Below are 15,513 nucleotides of genomic sequence, written 5' to 3'. Positions count from 1 at the left end.
GCTGTTGTCCGCATGCTTGCCGCTAACGCTTTGAACCCCTAATTCGTCACCTAAGAGAGAATTCGCCCCTGAGAGTGGGCATAGGAGAGTAATTGGTGAACGCACCAGAGACACATATCGGCGAGCGTCCGGTGATTGATCCGAACGACGCACAATGGCTGCAGGATATCGACGGAGCGAACAATCTGGTCGAACTTTTCCTGGAACGTGCGGATGAAAAGGGCGATAAACCCTTCCTAGGGCGCAAACAGGATGGTCAATGGATTACGCAAAGCTGGGCCGAAGCCGCAGATCATGTATGCCTGCTCGCTGAAAGCCTGAGGGGCCTCGGATTAAACGAGGGTGACCGTGTCGCGTTGGTTTCAGAAAACCGTCCGGAATGGTGCATCGGTGATATTGCGATCATGGCGGCAGGCTGCGTTTCTGTGCCGACCTACATCACGAATACCGAACGCGACCACGCGCACATTCTCGACAATTCTGGCGCGCGGGCGGTCATTGTATCGACTGAAAAGCTGCTTGGTCCGGTTGTCGGCGCAATCGGGCGCACAGGTATTATCGATCATGTCATCGGGATCGAGGACCTGCACCGCAAACAATCAGGAAGCTTTGATTACCACAGCTGGGCCGATCTCATCGCGGGCGATGCGAAAGCTGCGCGCACAAAGGTAGACAAACGGGTAGCGAAAATTACGCGCGAAGACACCGCCTGTTTGATCTACACCAGCGGGACCGGCGGCGCGCCGCGCGGCGTTAAACAGCATCACGGCTCAATCCTGTGCAATATCGCCGGCGCGGCCGAGATCCTGATCACCGATTTCGGAATCGAAAACGAACGCTTCCTCTCCTTCCTCCCGCTCAGCCACGCTTACGAGCATACTGGCGGCCAATATCTGCCGATTTCGGTAGGTGCGGAAATCTATTATTCCGAAGGCCTCGAAAAGCTCGCCAGCAATATCGAGGAAACCCGGCCGACGATCATGGTTGTGGTGCCGCGCCTTTTTGAAGTGTTGCGCACACGGATTATGAAACAGGTCGAAAAGCAGGGCAAAGTCGCCAATTTCATGATGGATAGCGCGCTCAAGATCAGCGAAAATTCCACTGAGGGTAAAAAGCGCAAGCGTGACAGGCCGCTCGATTTCCTGGTCGAGAAAACGCTGCGTCCCAAGATCCGCCAGAAATTCGGCGGCCGTATCAAGGCGATGGTTTCGGGCGGCGCGCCGCTCAATCCCGAAGTGGGCAATTTCTTCGAAGCGATGGGCCTCACCATGCTGCAGGGTTACGGCCAGACAGAAGCCGGCCCTGTCATGAGTTGCAACCGGCCAAAGGTTGGATTGAAAATGGACACGGTTGGTCCGCCGATGCGCGGTGTCGAAATCAAGATTGCAGAGGACGGAGAGATTCTGTGCCGCGGCGAGCTTGTAATGCACGGGTATTGGCAAAACGATGCCGAAACCGCGCGTACGATTGTCGATGGCTGGCTGCACACGGGCGATATCGGCCATTTGGACGATGCGGGCCGTATCGTGATCACCGATCGCAAGAAGGATATGATCGTCAACGACAAAGGCGACAATGTCGCCCCGCAAAAAATCGAGGGAATGCTGACTTTGCAGCCCGAAATCGCGCAGGCGATGGTGAGCGGGGACAAGCGGCCTTACGTTGTCGGCCTGATCGTGCCCGACGCCGAATGGGCCCTCGAATGGGCACGCGCCAATGACGAGAAGTACGACTTAAAAGCGCTGCAAGACCTGCCTGCCTTCAAACAGGCCGTGCGCAAAGCCGTTGACCGGACGAATGTGGACCTATCGGTCGTCGAAAAGGTGCGGAAATTCGAATTCGCTGACGAAGCATTCTCGATCGAAAACGAGGAGATGACGCCCAGCATGAAAATCCGCCGTCACAAGATTCGTGATCGCTATCAAGACCGGCTCGACGGGATGTATCGCGGTTGAGCTTTGCTTCGCTCAAGCGGCCTCGGCTTCTTCGATAAACTCCGGGTAAAAGCTAGGTATGGCGTCCGACCATGCAGGAGCCGTCGCAGCGGCTTCACTGAGCGATTGGAGCAGAATCTTACGCGATTGCGGTTTGATTGTCGGCAAAGCAGCAGCGGCGCAGAATGCAGCTGGCAGGTACGGGCGCGCCATCGGGCCAAGCAGCCGCTCATAAAGGAAGCGGAACGCGGAAAAGCTCTTCAGCTGGCCTTGTTGTAGATCGAAAGCGCTCATTCGCACCAGCTTGCCGATCAGGCGTTCAACCTCGCCAATGGTGCCTTCTTGCGGAATCAGGCCCCGCAGCGCCTTCAGATCCTGATAGGCGACATATTGTTGGCGGATCGCTGCGTTTTCACTTGCCGTGGTGCCCCAGAGCTTAAACGCGTCGGTGCGCGACATACCGATATCCAGGCTGCGCTTGATATAACGCTGCTCCGCGGGGTCAAATTCTGCGAACTCGCGCATTTCACCAATAGAAAGGCTGGCAGTGCTGGTAACCGTCACGATCGTCTCCTGTGTCCGGGAGACGTTCTCAGGCAACGTGGTTAATTAACGGTAACCACGTTCGATTTTTCTTAAATCAATCCGGCGAGTGGGCTCGATGGATCGGCATATTTGCGGCGGCCCATTCGGCCTGACAGATACGCTTCGCGGCCCGCTTGGACTGCTAGTTTCATCGCGTGCGCCATGCGGATCGGGTCTTTTGCCTCGGCGATGGCTGTGTTCATCAGGATTCCGTCGCAACCCAGCTCCATGCCCACCGCCGCATCAGAGGCGGTGCCAACGCCCGCATCGACGAGGACCGGCACGTTTGCGCCTTCGACGATCAGGCGGATGGTCACTTGATTCTGAATACCCAATCCTGACCCAATCGGCGCGCCAAGAGGCATCACTGCGACTGCACCTGCCTCTTCCAATTGCTTTGCCGCGATGGGATCATCGACGCAGTACACCATCGGCAGGAAACCTTCTTTAGCGAGGGTTTCGGTCGCTTTGAGCGTCTCACGCATATCCGGATAGAGCGTGCGCGCTTCGCCGAGTACCTCAAGTTTGACCAAGTCCCAGCCACCCGCTTCACGCGCCAGCCGCAAAGTCCGGATCGCATCATCAGCGGTGAAACAACCCGCCGTATTCGGCAGGTAAGTTGTTTTCTTGGGGTCGATGAAGTCCGTCAGCATGGGGGCTTTTGGATCGCTGACATTCACCCGCCGCACTGCGACGGTCACTATATCGGCGCCGCTCGATTCGACAGCGGCCGCGTTCTGCTCGAAATCTTTGTATTTGCCAGTGCCAACGATCAGGCGCGATTTGAATGTGCGCCCTGCAACCGTCCACGTATCCGGGTCGGCGGTGCTGCTATGATCGCCGCCGCCGACGAAATGCACAATCTCAAGAACATCGCCATCGTTGAGTGGGGCATTCTCCAGCGTCGATCGCGGTACGATTTCGCCATTGCGTTCGACGGCCACCTTTTCGGGAGCCAACTCAAGCTCGCGCACAAGATCAGCGATAGTTGCAGCCGCGCTTTGGCGGGCATCGCCATTGAGTGTGATAGATTTCGTTTCGCTCATGCCACGTGAAATAGTCCGCCACGCGTCAAGCGCAACCGCGAGTTTTCGTCGAGGAGTGGATCAGGTGCGCTTTGTAAAAGGACGCAAGTTAAGCAAGTGCCCGACCGATACCAGCGAAACGCCGATTATTGTCAGGACCGCTTCGCCGGTACCATGCGGCATTGCCAGCGCCCCGCCCATAAATGAAAGGCCCATCATGGCGGTTACAAAGGGAGCTGCACGCCTGTGCTTCAACGCCCCCCAACCGATGGCAACCGCTGCGATAATCAACGCAAGGGCCAGACCAAACCGATGAATTTCAGGCGAGAATAGGAAGTGGCTGCCCAGCCCCAAAGCCGAAACAACAACAACCGTCGCGACGCAGTGGATCGCACACAGTCCTGCTAGAACAATGCCTGCGCGGTCGAACCGGCGGCGAATCGAGGTTGATGTGTCTGTCATGTTCTGGAGCTGCAGATATGTAACATTATCACATTTCGCAAGTCTCAAGAGCAAAATTCGCGCGATAGTCCGGCTTAATTGCACTCAGCGCATGCTGGTTTGCGGCAATTAGGCTTGCACGATCGTCCGGTCGCGGACATTTACGCCGCACCATGGCCTCTTCAAGTCTCACTCACACCGGATCAGGCGCTCCTGCTGCGATCGCTCGCTGGCTGGAGATCGTTGCTGCCTTTGTTGTTATAATCGTTTTGGTAGGGGGCATTACACGTCTTACCGAAAGCGGTTTGTCGATTACGGAATGGGATGTCGCCACGGGGGTTTTACCCCCTCTTTCCGAAAGCGCATGGGTATCAGAGTTCGCAAAGTATCAGGCTACGCCCGAATACCGGCTCGAAGCCAGCGTTGGCGGAATGACACTGGCTGAATTTAAGTTCATCTACTTTTGGGAATGGTTCCACCGCCTGCTCGCGAGATTGGTCGGCGTGATCTATGCCGTACCCCTCGTTTGGTTCTGGGTGAAAGGCGCGATTCCTAAAGGATACAAAGGCCGCCTGGTTGCCCTGCTTGCCCTTGGTGGTCTTCAAGGGCTGTTTGGCTGGCTTATGGTCCGCTCTGGTCTTGTCGGAGATATGACAGATGTCAGTCACTTTCGGCTGTCGCTTCACCTGTTGACCGCGTTGCTGCTCCTAGCCTGCCTGGTTTGGACTGCGCGGGACATGCGCCGCCTTTTAATCGATCCGGCCCTTCCACCAGTGCGAATGGCGGGCGGGTCTATCGTGGTTGCGTTGATTTTGTTCATTCAACTCTTGCTAGGAGCTTGGGTCGCGGGGCTTAACGCAGGCCATGCCGCTTATGACTGGCCCCTGATGAATGGCAGGGTGGTCCCGGAAATCGATTTTCAATCGGGCTTTCTCTGGACTCTAACGCACGACCCGTTCCTGCTCCATTTCCTGCATCGATGGTGGGCATGGATCGCCGTGGCTGCGCTGATCTGGCAAGCGCACCGTACTCGCCGTGCGGACCGCAGAGCATCGATTGCGTTGAACGCGATGTTCGGCATCATGATCGTGCTGGGCATTGCAACAGTATTGAGCGGTGTGTCCTTATGGATTGCCGCCGCGCATCAGCTCGTCGGAGCTTTACTGGTTGCTGCAACTGCATGGGCCATGCACGCCGATAGGTCAGCACGGCAATCTGCCAACTTGAGCGGCAAGGCCTCTCATTGAGGGATGCCGCGGCCGCTTTGATTTGGTGTCCATTCCCTGATCGGGAAAGCGCTCGTCAAGTATCCAGCATTTTGCTTGATGAAAACCTCATTGCATGCGCAAATATTGTCGGCGAATCCGAGGCAATATTTACGTGGAACGGCGAACGCAGCATCGAAAATGAAATCGGTGTTCTATTCAAAACCACGCAAAGCAATTGTAAAGACTTGGTTCAAAGGTTGGGCGAGTGCCATCCGTATGATACTCCGGCCATCATCGGTTGGTCATGTGAGAATACACATCCATCAACTGCGGCTTGGTTGTTTGAGCAAACCAAGTCTAAACGAACGTAGTTGGTCCCGCGTATTGCAGGATGGCACAGGAATATATGAGCGCCATGAGTGGAATTTCACGTCGAAGCGTGGGGGCGGGATTGGCCGCCGTGGGCTTCGCATCCGTAGTGGGAACTCCAGCTCTTGCTGGAATGCAAGTCTCGGTTCCCCAAGTTCCAATGCGATTGTCCCGTGTGATCATGCGGACTTTGGGAGATGGACGCACGCTTTCCGTACATCGCGAGTGGCAAATTCAGTTCTTCGAGCAAGGGCGCGGTTTTACAGTTTCAGGCACTCAAACGCTGGCCAAGGTCGACGCACCTAAAAATCTGGCGGCCATTGCTAGAATTGAAGAAGAGCGCTCGACTGACCAGATGTGGCCAATTCTGCTGGCCGCCGATGGAAGAATTTTGGGCACTGGCGACTTTACCCGAAAGGCCGATCTCACAGCAGCCGTGCAGGCCGCGGAAGAATCGGTTTTACGGCAGGATCAATCCCCTTCAATCAAAGCGCAGCACATGCGTTACCTTTCGCAAATGCAGCAAGCGAGCTCATCGCTATTGGATACGCTACCGCCAGATTTGTTTTTCCCTGTTGGCGAACCGCAAAACTTGGTTCGCGCAATCGATTTGCCCGAAGGCATGAAAGGCGAGTTTGAAATTTCCTATTCGGCCAAACCTGCGTCTGGAGGGCAATGGCTCTCCGAAGCCAAACGAGAGATCACAACTCGCATCGGGAATGATATCCGTCGATCGACCGAAGAATGGCGATTGATCGTCATTTGAAGGCCCGAGAATCACTAAGGTATTATTTTACCTTTCTTGAAACCCGCACTTTTGCTTGACTTGCGCGGCCTCTACGCACAAATGCGCGGCACTTGTCGTGTCTTTGGTATGGCCTAAGCGCGATTCGCCGTTGCTAGTTCTGCACTTCTCGGCACCACCACCATATCCTGCAGAGTTCAAAACTCTCAGCCGTAAGGACATTCAGCCATGAAGGCGCTCACCAAACTGACCCAGTCGGCTAAGCCGGCAGAGGTCGAAAAGAAATGGCACATTATCGATGCCGACGGCCTCGTAGTTGGTCGCCTCGCAGCGATCATCGCCAATCACCTGCGCGGCAAGCACAAGCCAAGCTACACTCCGCATGTCGACTGCGGTGACCACGTTATCGTGATCAACGCCGACAAGGTGAAGTTCACCAGCAACAAAGCTGAGAAGAAAATCTATTACAAGCACACCGGCCACCCTGGCGGTATCAAGGAAACCACGCCTGCGAAAATCCTCGAAGGTCGTTTTCCTGAGCGCGTGCTTTCGAAAGCTGTTGAGCGCATGATCCCGCGCGGCCCGCTTGGCCGTGATCAGATGCGCGCGCTACACCTTTATAACGGCACAGAGCACCCACATGACGGCCAAAAGCCAATTGTGCTCGACGTTGCCTCCATGAACCGCAAGAACAAGGTCTCCGGATAATGGCTGACGAAACAAACACAGTCTCCGACCTGTCGGATCTCAAAGATATCGCTGGTGATGCACCTGCTGCAGATGCCGCTGAAATCGCACAGAACCCTGCTGCGCCGCTGCGCGAGCAAGAGCTGGACGCTCAAGGCCGTGCCTACGCCACTGGCCGCCGTAAAGACGCCAAGGCGCGCGTCTGGATCAAGCCGGGCACCGGCAAGGTCATCGTCAACGGCCGCGAGCAAGAAGTGTATTTCGCGCGCCCGACTCTGCGCTTGATCATCGACCAGCCTTTCACAATCACTGATCGTCAAGGTCAGTATGATGTGATTGCAACCGTTCGCGGTGGCGGCCTGTCTGGCCAAGCCGGTGCGGTTAAGCACGGCATCAGCCAAGCACTTGCTAAGTTTGAGCCAGCGCTGCGTGCGACAGTGAAGTCTGCTGGCTTCCTTACCCGCGACAGCCGTGTTGTTGAGCGTAAGAAATACGGCCGTGCGAAAGCCCGTCGTAGCTTCCAGTTCTCGAAGCGTTAATCCGCCTCAAAACACAGACACAAATCAAAAAGGGCGGCTTCCTTCGGGAATGCCGCCCTTTTTGATGCGCGTGCGGATCAATCTATTTTTGTAGCAGCATGAGGGCCCATGCAAGACCGCTCCCCGCGAGGAACACCGGCCAGGACCAGAAGACTCTGAAATCACCCAGCGTCATCGAGTGTACATCAAGCGGGCCGGCGCTTGAGCCTTGCGAACCGACAACGCCCGCAATTGCGCCGCTCAGAACTGCCCCTAGAAAAAACGCTTTCAACATATCCATCGGCTCTGCCTCCAGCAGATTGAACTTTCCTGGGTCTGATTATGATCAACAGAGACTTAACGCAGAGGCGACAAGAAAGGTTAAAACAAAACCGCATATGTTTACCGGTCTGATTCTAACTGGCGAGCGGGACTTCGCACAGTTCGGCTTCGATCTGACCTTCTGGACCACAGGTAATATACCTGAATGAAGGAGGGGCGCCGTGGCGCAAACGGGTTGATAATGTGCCCGCTCCGATCATGCGCATCGTTTGTCCGTTAACGCTACGCATCTCATCAAAAGGCACATGCACATGGCCGGATATAACAGCGTGGGCGCCCGCTTCCGCCAGTGCAGCAAATGCGCGGTCACCGCCGATTGTGGGGTTGGACCTTGCTCCAGCCGGACCCAACAAGGGATGATGAGCCGTCACGATCTTTGTACGGGCATCGCCCTCAAGTGAAGCGAGACGCCGCAATGTTTGCTCCAGCGCAGCAGGCGTGACTACACCGTCAGACCATGGGAAGCGCGCCTGTGCCCGCACTGTTGTTTTCAGAGGAACAAGTACCACGTCAGACGATTGTAGCACGCCCCCCACCTTACTCTTCAGCGCGCGGTATCGCCGGTATGGATCGGTAAAGCGCTCCCAAAGGTTGTAATAAGGCATGTCGTGATTGCCGGGATCAAGCACCACAGGCAGGCTCTTTGAACCGAACCACTTCGCTGCAGCCTCATATTCGGAATGCTTGGCCCGCTGCGTCAGGTCGCCGGTGCAGACCAGCGCATCTGGTGCCTCCTCTGCAATAGCCCGCTCAACGATCGCCAACGCACCGCGATCTTCGACGCCGAAGTGAACATCGCTGATATGTATAAGGCGGGTCGTCATGTCAGGGTCCAAAGCGGTGTTTGAGGCGCGATGCAATCGCCAAACCGCGCATTATGCCTTTCCGGTTAGTATTAGCCAGGCGGCGCCGGCGTTGAGAGCGCTGTAGGCGACATAGCCCCAGACCAGCTCTGGCCAGCCATTTGCAGCAAGCAACATCGCGATGAGCAAAACCAGAAATTCAGCCACCAATGTCAGCCGCCCGCCCAACATATGGATGAAGGCAGGCATTTGGTCGAGCATCGGATGCTCGCTATCGAGCACGGCGCGGTGAAGCGCGAAGTTCGCGATCCCGAGCAAGAATATGATAATGACAGCAATCCACATGGTTACAATCTGACGTAATCCTCTGTCGGCCCGATACAACCGTTGGTCGGGTGATTTGCTGCATCGGTCAAGCATGGACCCCGCCAATCGAACGACAAGCGGGTATTGGTCGACCTTAGGATGATTGCCAAATCGGATCGGCGTATCCCTTGTTTCAACAGGACGGCTGGTCCCCCGCTTCGAACCCCCGCTCGAACGCCAACCGGTCTGTTGGAGGAGAAAACCCATGAAGACATTTGCAATTGCAGCTGCCGCCCTTGGCTTGGCCGTTACCGCAACTCCGGCAATGGCCGGGTCAAAAGATGTACCGGTTGAGAAGATCAGCACCGAAGGCCTCGATCTCGATACGCCAGCTGGTCAGAAGATGCTCGACCGGCGCATTGACCGCGCTGCACGTTCGGTATGCAATGCGAACCAAGCGCGAACCGGTACACGGCTGAAGAACGTTCAAGCCCGAGCCTGCGTCGCCAAGGCTCGTGCGAGCGCCAAGCGTCAAGTTACCGCTATGATCGAAGACGAACGTCTCGGCGGCTAACCTCGTACTTGAATATCCCGCACCGCGCGCTCCCCGTATTGCGTGAACGGTGCAGGACATAGCGGCTCGAACCCTAATCAGTCCCGGGGTTCGGGCCGCTGCTTTTTTGCTGCCGGGAAGCCCGCACAAGGAAGTGTCTAGCGGCCTGCCATTGCTTTGACTTTGGACAGATAAGTCCGCCCGATCCTCAAAGCCTCTCCACTTTGCAATTCTGCAGACCAGACGCCAAGGCCATCATGGCGCAAGCCGCGGATATTGTCGCGGCGCAGGATTGTCGAACGGTGAATTCGGATGAATTCGTCCGGATCGAGGCGCGCTTCAAGGCCTGCGATAGTCTGCAGCAAGAGATAAGATCGCGGCGTTTCCGCCGTTCCGACGTGTAAGCGCACATAATCGCGCTCGGCATCGATTTGGTGAACTTCGCTTACCGCGATGCGCAGCAATTCAGAGCGATGCGGCACCCAAAGCTCGTCAAGCCAACGGCTGCCTGATTCCTTGCGTTCGCCTTTCCGGGCCACAGCGCGCTCAATAGCACGCTCTAATCGGTCAGCCGAAACCGGCTTCAATACATAATCGATAGCCTCAAGATCGAACGCCTCAACTGCGAAATGATCGTGCGCGGTAACAAAGATAACCGCGGGCGGATCATCGGATTCGCCAAGCTTTCGGGCCACGCCCAGTCCATCAAGCTCAGGCATAGTCATATCGAGCAAGATCAGGTCCGGCTCCAGCTTTTCCGTCAGGCGCAATGCCGCCGCACCGTCGCTCGCAGTGCCAACCACATTTATCGCTGGCAATTCGGCACAAATGACTTGAATTCGCTCAACAGCCAGCGGTTCATCGTCAACGATCAGGGTCCGCAAAGCGGTGTCTTTGTCAGAATGTTCAGCCATGGCGTGTCAACGGAACCCGTATCTCCGTGCTATAGCCACCGGGGATCGGGGCCGAGGTAAATCCTATGTCAGAACCGAATCGCGCTTCAAGGCGGTCGCGCACATTCGCCAGTCCGATACCGAAGCCATGCGGTGCTCCTTCGGGCAATCCAGGCCCATCATCGCTCACTGAAATAACGAGGCGGTCGAATTCTTCACGGGCGCTGACACGGATGGTGATATTTCGGGTTACCGAAGACACAGCATATTTGACCGAGTTTTCAACCAGGGGTTGCAGTATCATGCCTGGCACGCGTGCGTCTTTCAGGTCGTCCGGCAGATCAAATTCGCAAGTCAGCCGATCCGGGAAACGCACCGCTTCGATATCGAGATACAGCTTTTGCAGGTCGAATTCATCAATCAGCGCCACATCGCTGGTTGGTTCATCCGCAAGACTATGACGATAAAACCGGCTAATCGTCTGGATCATGCGTTCCGCGCGATCCGCTTTTCCGGTCATTACCAATGCTGATAGAGAATTCAGAGTGTTGAATAGGAAATGCGGGTTCACCTGATAACGCAGTGAGCGGATTTCGGCTGCTTTCGCTGCCGATCTAAATTTCTGTTCGCGCCGCTCTGCCTCCCGCGCTTGCGCAATCGACAAGAACGCAATGAAGAGCGCTGACCATGTCAGCAGGATGTAATACCGGCTGAGCGCCGCATCGATCAGTGGATACCATTTCTGCCCTGAATCTTTGGCGTCCTGCAGAACGAATGTGATGACCGGCGGGTTATCTGGGCCAAAGTCGTCGGAGTTTCTCAGCTGCCATTCCTGCGGCGCGTCGATTTCAGCGAGCAGGTTACCCGATTCATCGCGGCGCAGAGTAAATCCGCGCTCTTCAGCGTATTTCTGTTCCAGTCGCTCATTGAGCGAAGTGAAAAGGACCTGATTAACCTGTGCGATTGCAAACGCACCGGGCAACGCGGCCACCAATGCCACTGCAAACAGGATCCAGCGCTTGCGCTGCTCAAACAGCCGCAGGATGCACCACAACACGATCGTAATAAAGACCGCGAATGCGCAGACAATAGCGCGCCGCCAAAGCAGATCCGGCTGGATCTCGAGGCCAAGCATGGACCCACGCGCCGAAATCAGCAGAAAGTAGACCAGCCACAATCCGACGATAGAAAACATTACCGTGCGGAACGGCACGCTGACATTCGATTTGCGCGCGGATGCGCTTAAGGAATTGGCTCTATCCATATCTCTAAGCGAGATAGCGACAGTGCGCCTAAAGCGCCACTAACGCAGAGGCGGATAGTCGGACAGCGTTAGACTTTGGTCGAAACCGATGAACGACTTAGCCGCGTGGTTTGATCATTTCCGAAGGAATAACCCACGCGGCGAATTGCTCTTCGGTCAGCAGGTCAAGCTCCAAAGCAGCCTCTTTCAAGGTCGTGCCATCAGCGTGGGCCTTCTTGGCGATCTTCGCAGCATTGTCGTACCCGATATGCGGGTTGAGCGCAGTTACGAGCATCAGGCTTTCGTTCATCAGCTTATCGATGCGGTCGGTGTTGGCCGTGATGCCTTCAACACAATTATCGGTGAAGCTACGGGTCGCATCGGTCAGCAGGCGGATTGATTGCAGAACAGCGTTTATCATCACCGGCTTGAAAACGTTCAGTTCTAAATGGCCGTGCGATCCTGCGACACTGACGGTTGTATTGTTGCCCATCACTTGCGCGCAGACCATGGTCAGCGCTTCGCATTGAGTAGGGTTGACCTTGCCCGGCATGATTGACGATCCAGGCTCGTTTGCGGGAAGCGCTATTTCGCCCAAACCGCTGCGCGGTCCGGAGCCAAGCAAACGGATATCGTTGGCGATTTTGAGGCAGCTGACCGCAACCGAATTGAGCGCGCCCGAAAGCTCTACCAACGCGTCATGCGCGGCGAGAGCTTCAAACTTGTTGGGCGCTGTTGTGAAGGCGTGACCAGTCGTATCAGCAACTTGTGCGGCAAATTCTTCGGCAAAACCGACAGTCGAATTGATCCCGGTGCCAACGGCAGTGCCACCCTGCGCCAGTTCGAGCACGCGCGGCAACGCGTTTTCAAGCCGGGCAACTCCGTATTCGACTTGCTTGGCATATCCGGAGAATTCCTGACCCAAAGTAAGCGGCGTCGCGTCCTGTAAATGGGTTCTGCCAATCTTGACGATATCGGCAAACGCCTTTGCTTTCGCATCTAAAGCACCGTGCAGATGGCCAAGCGCCGGGATAAGCTGCTCAACAGTCTCACTCGCCGCGGCAATGTGCATCGCTGTGGGAAATGTGTCGTTCGAGCTCTGACCCATATTGCAGTGGTCATTGGGGTGAACCGGCTCTTTCCCGCCGAGGTTCCCTGTCAGAATTTCGTTCGCGCGGCTTGCGATTACTTCGTTGGCATTCATGTTTGATTGTGTGCCCGAACCGGTCTGCCAAACAGAAAGCGGGAACTGGCTCGCCAGTGTGCCGTCGATAACCTCGGTAGCGGCTTTGATGATCGCCTCGCCCACTTTGGCATTCAGTTCGCCCAGTCTCATATTGGCGCGCGCTGCCGACTGCTTCTGAATGCCGAGCGCCTTGACCAGCGGGGCGGGCATCGTCTCGGTCCCGATCGCAAAATTGGCGAGGCTGCGCTGTGTCTGTGCGCCCCAATGGGCGTCAACCGGGACCGCCACTTCACCAAGCGAGTCGGTTTCGATCCGGACTTTGCCTATCGCACCAAAGATTTTGCCGTTGTTATGAATGTCACTCATCGAAGTGTTCCCTGTTTCGGTCGATTGCGTGCCCCCCTAAGCATCGCGGGCGCTACAGGTCAAAGGGATATCATGTGACTGTATTCGGGAGCCAAACCACTTGGCCATTCAGTCGGTTAAAGCTAGGAAGGGTTGACGCGCTGTATTGTTAGACTAATACAGTAATCTGGAGTTGATATGACGACCATGACTGCCCCCTCCACTGGCCAACCAGTATCCGCTACCGCACGCCGCGCAATGATTGATAGCCAACTGCGGACCAGCGGAGTGAACGAAGAGTTTGCCCTTGCCCGCATGCTTGCGGTTCCGCGCGAGGAATTTCTGCCCGACGACAAAGCGTCTTTGGCCTATATCGACCGTTCCATTGCCATTAGCGATGACGCGCATCTTGGTTCGCCGCTGTTTTACGGTAAACTTCTTCTCGAAGCAGACCCGGACAAATCCGACAACGTTCTAATCGTTGAAGGCGGCACCGGATATCTCGCTGCACTGATCCGCCCGCTTGTCGGACAGCTCGACACCATCAGCTCCGCCGATGCATCAGCGGGCAAAGTTGCAAAGAATGCCTCTTATTCACTCATGGTGATTGATGGCGCAATCGAGCAATTGCCTGATGGACTTGCAGGATGCGTCACCGAGGGCGGCCGGATCGTTTCGGGATTGCTTTTGCGCCAGGTCACCCGCCTTGCATCGGGGCGGAAAGTCGCGGACCAAATTTCACTTCAGCCGGTCGAAGATCTTGGCATCCCCGTTCTTCATGATTTTGATAAACCGAAAAGTTGGACTTTCTGATGACATCACATGTCGGTCTAAAACGCGCTCTGCTCGCCGCTGCCGGAACCGGCGCGATTGCGATTGGAGCACCAGCACAGGCCGACACGCTGCGCGAAGCATTGGTGGAGGCGTACAACACCAATCCCACATTGGAAGCCGCCCGCGCCGATCAACGTGCAACAGATGAAGGTGTGCCGATCGCACGTGCACCCGGCCTGCCTAGCTCTAATGTAACCGCAACGCATATTGAATTCGTGCGCCGCTCCGCCAACAGTTTTACCGCACCAGAACGCAATCTCGGCATTAACGGGCAAATTCTTGTGCCGATCTATTCGGGCGGCGCCGTGAAGAACAATCTGCGCGCCGCAAAAGAGCGTGTCGCAGCGGGGCAGGCATCCCTGCGCAACACAGAAAGCGCGATATTCAGCCAAGTAGTCGCGGCCTATATGGATGTTTTGCGGACGGAGGCACTCACAGCGCTCGCCGCCAACCAGGTCGATGTGCTTAAAATCAACCTTGAAGCGACTAGCGACCGTTTTGAAATCGGTGATCTAACCCGTACGGACGTTGCGCAATCTCAATCTCGCTTTGCTCAGGCCGAAGGCGATTTTCAGCAAGCTCAAGCGAACCTGATTGGGGCGCGCGAAACATATGTGCAGCTGGTCGGCAAGGCAGCAGGAGAACTCCAAGCTCCACCACCACTCCCCGGCCTTCCAGGCACTGTGGACGAGGCGATCCGTACAGCACTCGACAACAATCCGAACTTGATCGCAGCAAAAGAAAGCGCCGAAGCCGCAGGGTTTGATACGAAGGCTGCGGGCGCCGGCCGGTTACCCACGGTCGGGGTATTCACCAATGTCGACTACAGTGATTTCTACGGCACGCTGGGCGGACCGATCTCCGCTGACTTCCTACAAAGCGAGACAACCGCCAATGTCGGTCTACGCTTAACCGTACCACTATTTCAGGGTGGCTTGCCAGCTGCCAGACAACGCCAGGCGGGCGCACGCGAGAGTTCGGCGCTTGAAAGTGTGATCGCTTCCGAACGTCAGATTATTCGCGAAACAAGTGCGACCTATGCAAATTGGCGCGCGGCCAACAGAGTGATCGAAAGCTCGCAATTGGCGGTGGAAGCCGCGGAGTTAAGCCTTGAAGGCGTCCGCGCGGAAAACTCGATCGGTAATCGCTCGATCCTAGATGTGCTAAATGCGGAGCAGGAATTGCTATCCGCCCGCGCTCAGCTGGTGACTGCGCGTCGCAATGCCTATGTCGCTGGCTTCAACTTGCTTGCCCTTATGGGCAAGGCTGAGGCGCGCGACCTTAACCTGGATACCGGAGGTCCGCTTTATGATCCTATGGTTAATTATGAACGGGTTCGCGGAAAGCAGTGGGACTGGGACCGCGATCCGAAAGCCGAACCGAAGTCGACCAGAACCGTTGACATTCCGCCCGCTGACGCGATGATTGGCCCCCGTTTGGAACCCGGCGAGTAAAGGCAGCGTTCTGATTCGGAATGGTTAACAGCGAAAAATCTG

General features: G+C 56.0%; 18 protein-coding genes. 9 read left to right on the top strand and 9 right to left on the bottom strand.

Annotation, left to right across the window (positions count from 1 at the left end; genetic code table 11):
• The first annotated feature begins 158 nt into the window (after window positions 1-158).
• Window positions 159-1,955, top strand: coding sequence for an AMP-dependent synthetase/ligase (locus KCG46_RS03335; RefSeq protein WP_218405275.1), 1,797 nt, complete (start codon window positions 159-161; stop codon window positions 1,953-1,955).
• Between the two features lie 12 nt (window positions 1,956-1,967).
• On the opposite strand, the gene KCG46_RS03330 is transcribed toward KCG46_RS03335, so the two are convergent.
• The 3 genes from KCG46_RS03330 to KCG46_RS03320 form a co-directional block, all read right to left on the bottom strand.
• Window positions 1,968-2,498, bottom strand: coding sequence for a hypothetical protein (locus KCG46_RS03330; protein WP_369410154.1), 531 nt, complete (start codon window positions 2,496-2,498; stop codon window positions 1,968-1,970).
• Window positions 2,499-2,569: 71 nt separating this feature from the next.
• Window positions 2,570-3,565, bottom strand: a complete 996-nt coding sequence (gene thiS, locus KCG46_RS03325) for a sulfur carrier protein ThiS (RefSeq protein WP_218403907.1) — start codon at window positions 3,563-3,565, stop codon at window positions 2,570-2,572.
• A 60-nt stretch (window positions 3,566-3,625) separates the two neighbouring features.
• Window positions 3,626-4,006 (bottom strand): MerC domain-containing protein, encoded by a 381-nt coding sequence (locus tag KCG46_RS03320; protein ID WP_218403906.1) that lies wholly within the window; start codon window positions 4,004-4,006, stop codon window positions 3,626-3,628.
• Window positions 4,007-4,158: 152 nt separating this feature from the next.
• On the opposite strand from KCG46_RS03320, the gene KCG46_RS03315 reads away from it, so the two are divergent.
• The 5 genes from KCG46_RS03315 (at window position 4,159) to rpsI (ending at window position 7,533) form a co-directional block, all read left to right on the top strand.
• Window positions 4,159-5,232, top strand: coding sequence for a COX15/CtaA family protein (locus KCG46_RS03315; RefSeq protein WP_218403905.1), 1,074 nt, complete (start codon window positions 4,159-4,161; stop codon window positions 5,230-5,232).
• The gene (gene cutA, locus KCG46_RS03310; protein WP_218403904.1) at window positions 5,229-5,564 is read left to right on the top strand and encodes a divalent-cation tolerance protein CutA; all 336 of its coding nucleotides are present in this window, start codon (window positions 5,229-5,231) and stop codon (window positions 5,562-5,564) included. The genes KCG46_RS03315 and cutA overlap by 4 nt, the downstream gene beginning before the upstream one ends.
• Window positions 5,565-5,722: 158 nt before the next feature.
• Window positions 5,723-6,328, top strand: coding sequence for a hypothetical protein (locus KCG46_RS03305; protein ID WP_218403903.1), 606 nt, complete (start codon window positions 5,723-5,725; stop codon window positions 6,326-6,328).
• A gap of 207 nt (window positions 6,329-6,535) precedes the next feature.
• Complete coding sequence (gene rplM / locus KCG46_RS03300; protein ID WP_218403902.1) at window positions 6,536-7,015, top strand: 50S ribosomal protein L13; 480 nt, start codon at window positions 6,536-6,538, stop codon at window positions 7,013-7,015.
• Complete coding sequence (rpsI, locus tag KCG46_RS03295; RefSeq protein ID WP_218403901.1) at window positions 7,015-7,533, top strand: 30S ribosomal protein S9; 519 nt, start codon at window positions 7,015-7,017, stop codon at window positions 7,531-7,533. Before rplM ends, rpsI begins: the two co-directional genes overlap by 1 nt.
• An 82-nt stretch (window positions 7,534-7,615) precedes the next feature.
• On the opposite strand, the gene KCG46_RS03290 is transcribed toward rpsI, so the two are convergent.
• The 3 genes from KCG46_RS03290 to KCG46_RS03280 form a co-directional block, all read right to left on the bottom strand.
• Window positions 7,616-7,813 carry a hypothetical protein gene (locus tag KCG46_RS03290; protein WP_255551740.1) on the bottom strand — a complete coding sequence of 66 codons (198 nt, stop codon included), beginning with the start codon at window positions 7,811-7,813 and terminating at the stop codon, window positions 7,616-7,618.
• A 115-nt stretch (window positions 7,814-7,928) separates the two neighbouring features.
• Complete coding sequence (locus KCG46_RS03285) at window positions 7,929-8,678, bottom strand: metallophosphoesterase family protein (protein ID WP_218403900.1); 750 nt, start codon at window positions 8,676-8,678, stop codon at window positions 7,929-7,931.
• A gap of 51 nt (window positions 8,679-8,729) precedes the next feature.
• A complete protein-coding gene (locus tag KCG46_RS03280) occupies window positions 8,730-9,002 on the bottom strand; it encodes a hypothetical protein (protein WP_218403899.1) in 273 nt (90 codons plus the stop codon).
• A 226-nt stretch (window positions 9,003-9,228) separates the two neighbouring features.
• On the opposite strand from KCG46_RS03280, the gene KCG46_RS03275 reads away from it, so the two are divergent.
• On the top strand, window positions 9,229-9,537 hold the full coding sequence (locus KCG46_RS03275; RefSeq protein ID WP_218403898.1) for a UrcA family protein: 309 nt from the start codon (window positions 9,229-9,231) through the stop codon (window positions 9,535-9,537).
• A 137-nt stretch (window positions 9,538-9,674) separates the two neighbouring features.
• On the opposite strand, the gene KCG46_RS03270 is transcribed toward KCG46_RS03275, so the two are convergent.
• From KCG46_RS03270 to fumC, 3 genes are all read right to left on the bottom strand, one after another.
• Complete coding sequence (locus tag KCG46_RS03270; protein WP_218403897.1) at window positions 9,675-10,430, bottom strand: LytR/AlgR family response regulator transcription factor; 756 nt, start codon at window positions 10,428-10,430, stop codon at window positions 9,675-9,677.
• Entirely contained in the window at window positions 10,423-11,673 is a 1,251-nt protein-coding gene (locus tag KCG46_RS03265; protein WP_218403896.1) for a sensor histidine kinase, read from the bottom strand. Before KCG46_RS03265 ends, KCG46_RS03270 begins: the two co-directional genes overlap by 8 nt.
• A 97-nt stretch (window positions 11,674-11,770) precedes the next feature.
• On the bottom strand, window positions 11,771-13,204 hold the full coding sequence (fumC, locus tag KCG46_RS03260) for a class II fumarate hydratase (RefSeq protein WP_218403895.1): 1,434 nt from the start codon (window positions 13,202-13,204) through the stop codon (window positions 11,771-11,773).
• A 177-nt stretch (window positions 13,205-13,381) separates the two neighbouring features.
• Between fumC and KCG46_RS03255 the strand changes: the two genes are divergently transcribed.
• Complete coding sequence (locus KCG46_RS03255; protein WP_255551739.1) at window positions 13,382-13,996, top strand: protein-L-isoaspartate O-methyltransferase family protein; 615 nt, start codon at window positions 13,382-13,384, stop codon at window positions 13,994-13,996.
• Window positions 13,996-15,471, top strand: a complete 1,476-nt coding sequence (locus tag KCG46_RS03250) for a TolC family outer membrane protein (protein ID WP_218403894.1) — start codon at window positions 13,996-13,998, stop codon at window positions 15,469-15,471. The genes KCG46_RS03255 and KCG46_RS03250 overlap by 1 nt, the downstream gene beginning before the upstream one ends.
• The last annotated feature ends 42 nt before the right edge of the window (window positions 15,472-15,513 follow it).

The sequence above is a fragment of the Erythrobacter crassostreae genome (assembly GCF_019204045.1).
GTDB lineage: Bacteria > Pseudomonadota > Alphaproteobacteria > Sphingomonadales > Sphingomonadaceae > Erythrobacter > Erythrobacter crassostreae.
This window is presented reverse-complemented; position numbering and strand designations above follow the sequence as displayed.

What these genes read in the sequence shown, in the direction of transcription:
- KCG46_RS03270 (WP_218403897.1), bottom strand. Translation starts at nt 10,430, where the DNA reads ATGGCTGAACATTCTGACAAAGACACCGCTTTGCGGACCCTGATCGTT.
- KCG46_RS03280 (WP_218403899.1), bottom strand. Translation starts at nt 9,002, where the DNA reads ATGTGGATTGCTGTCATTATCATATTCTTGCTCGGGATCGCGAACTTC.
- rplM (WP_218403902.1), top strand. Translation starts at nt 6,536, where the DNA reads ATGAAGGCGCTCACCAAACTGACCCAGTCGGCTAAGCCGGCAGAGGTC.
- KCG46_RS03250 (WP_218403894.1), top strand. Translation starts at nt 13,996, where the DNA reads ATGACATCACATGTCGGTCTAAAACGCGCTCTGCTCGCCGCTGCCGGA.
- rpsI (WP_218403901.1), top strand. Translation starts at nt 7,015, where the DNA reads ATGGCTGACGAAACAAACACAGTCTCCGACCTGTCGGATCTCAAAGAT.
- KCG46_RS03290 (WP_255551740.1), bottom strand. Translation starts at nt 7,813, where the DNA reads ATGGATATGTTGAAAGCGTTTTTTCTAGGGGCAGTTCTGAGCGGCGCA.
- fumC (WP_218403895.1), bottom strand. Translation starts at nt 13,204, where the DNA reads ATGAGTGACATTCATAACAACGGCAAAATCTTTGGTGCGATAGGCAAA.
- thiS (WP_218403907.1), bottom strand. Translation starts at nt 3,565, where the DNA reads ATGAGCGAAACGAAATCTATCACACTCAATGGCGATGCCCGCCAAAGC.
- KCG46_RS03275 (WP_218403898.1), top strand. Translation starts at nt 9,229, where the DNA reads ATGAAGACATTTGCAATTGCAGCTGCCGCCCTTGGCTTGGCCGTTACC.
- KCG46_RS03315 (WP_218403905.1), top strand. Translation starts at nt 4,159, where the DNA reads ATGGCCTCTTCAAGTCTCACTCACACCGGATCAGGCGCTCCTGCTGCG.
- KCG46_RS03285 (WP_218403900.1), bottom strand. Translation starts at nt 8,678, where the DNA reads ATGACGACCCGCCTTATACATATCAGCGATGTTCACTTCGGCGTCGAA.
- KCG46_RS03255 (WP_255551739.1), top strand. Translation starts at nt 13,382, where the DNA reads ATGACGACCATGACTGCCCCCTCCACTGGCCAACCAGTATCCGCTACC.
- KCG46_RS03305 (WP_218403903.1), top strand. Translation starts at nt 5,723, where the DNA reads ATGCGATTGTCCCGTGTGATCATGCGGACTTTGGGAGATGGACGCACG.
- KCG46_RS03320 (WP_218403906.1), bottom strand. Translation starts at nt 4,006, where the DNA reads ATGACAGACACATCAACCTCGATTCGCCGCCGGTTCGACCGCGCAGGC.
- KCG46_RS03265 (WP_218403896.1), bottom strand. Translation starts at nt 11,673, where the DNA reads ATGGATAGAGCCAATTCCTTAAGCGCATCCGCGCGCAAATCGAATGTC.